General features: G+C 55.4%; 1 rRNA gene. It reads right to left on the bottom strand.

Annotation, left to right across the window (positions count from 1 at the left end):
* Positions 1-1,308, bottom strand: a 23S ribosomal RNA gene (locus ACGF5C_RS34645); the annotation flags it as partial.

Below are 1,308 nucleotides of genomic sequence, written 5' to 3'. Positions count from 1 at the left end.
ATCCCGTCGATATGGACTCTTGGGGAAGATCAGCCTGTTATCCCCGGGGTACCTTTTATCCGTTGAGCGACACCGCTTCCACATGCCGGTGCCGGATCACTAGTCCCGACTTTCGTCCCTGCTCGACCTGTCAGTCTCACAGTCAAGCTCCCTTGTGCACTTACACTCAACACCTGATTGCCAACCAGGCTGAGGGAACCTTTGGGCGCCTCCGTTACATTTTGGGAGGCAACCGCCCCAGTTAAACTACCCACCAGGCACTGTCCCTGAACCAGATCATGGCCCGAGGTTAGAGGTCCAATACGACCAGAGTGGTATTTCAACGACGACTCCACGAACACTGGCGTGCCCGCTTCACAGTCTCCCACCTATCCTACACAAACCGTACCGAACACCAATACCAAGCTATAGTGAAGGTCCCGGGGTCTTTTCGTCCTGCCGCGCGTAACGAGCATCTTTACTCGTAATGCAATTTCGCCGAGTCTGTGGTGGAGACAGCAGAGAAGTCGTTACGCCATTCGTGCAGGTCGGAACTTACCCGACAAGGAATTTCGCTACCTTAGGATGGTTATAGTTACCACCGCCGTTTACCGGGGCTTAAATTCTCAGCTTCGCGAATTGCTCCGCTAACCGGTCCTCTTAACCTTCCGGCACCGGGCAGGCGTCAGTCCGTATACATCGTCTTACGACTTCGCACGGACCTGTGTTTTTAGTAAACAGTCGCTTCTCTCTGGTCTCTGCGACCCAACCCAGCTCCGAGTGCAAGACTCATCACCAGATCGGGCCCTCCTTCTCCCGAAGTTACGGAGGTATTTTGCCGAGTTCCTTCACCACAGTTATCTCGATCGCCTTAGTATTCTCTACCTGACCACCTGTGTCGGTTTGGGGTACGGGCCGTGTACCAACTCACTAGAGGCTTTTCTCGGCAGCATAGGATCACTGAATTCACCTCAACCGGCTACGCATCACCTCTCAGGCACATGTTGTGCGGATTTGCCTACACAACGCCCTACAGGCTTACACCCGGTAATCCACCACCGGGCCCAGCTACCTTCCTGCGTCACCCCATCGCTTGACTACTACACCCAGGGTCCCATGCAGCCGCTTCAGGCCTCCCGAAGGAGATCCGTCCACATTTGGATGGTTAGCACAGATGATTCGCCATTGGGCGCGGATACACGGGTACGGGAATATCAACCCGTTGTCCATCGACTACGCCTGTCGGCCTCGCCTTAGGTCCCGACTCACCCTGGGCGGATTAACCTGGCCCAGGAACCCTTGGTCATTCGGCGGACGAGTTTCTCACTC

The organism is Micromonospora sp. NPDC047620 (assembly GCF_043205005.1).
GTDB lineage: Bacteria > Actinomycetota > Actinomycetes > Mycobacteriales > Micromonosporaceae > Micromonospora.
This window is presented reverse-complemented; position numbering and strand designations above follow the sequence as displayed.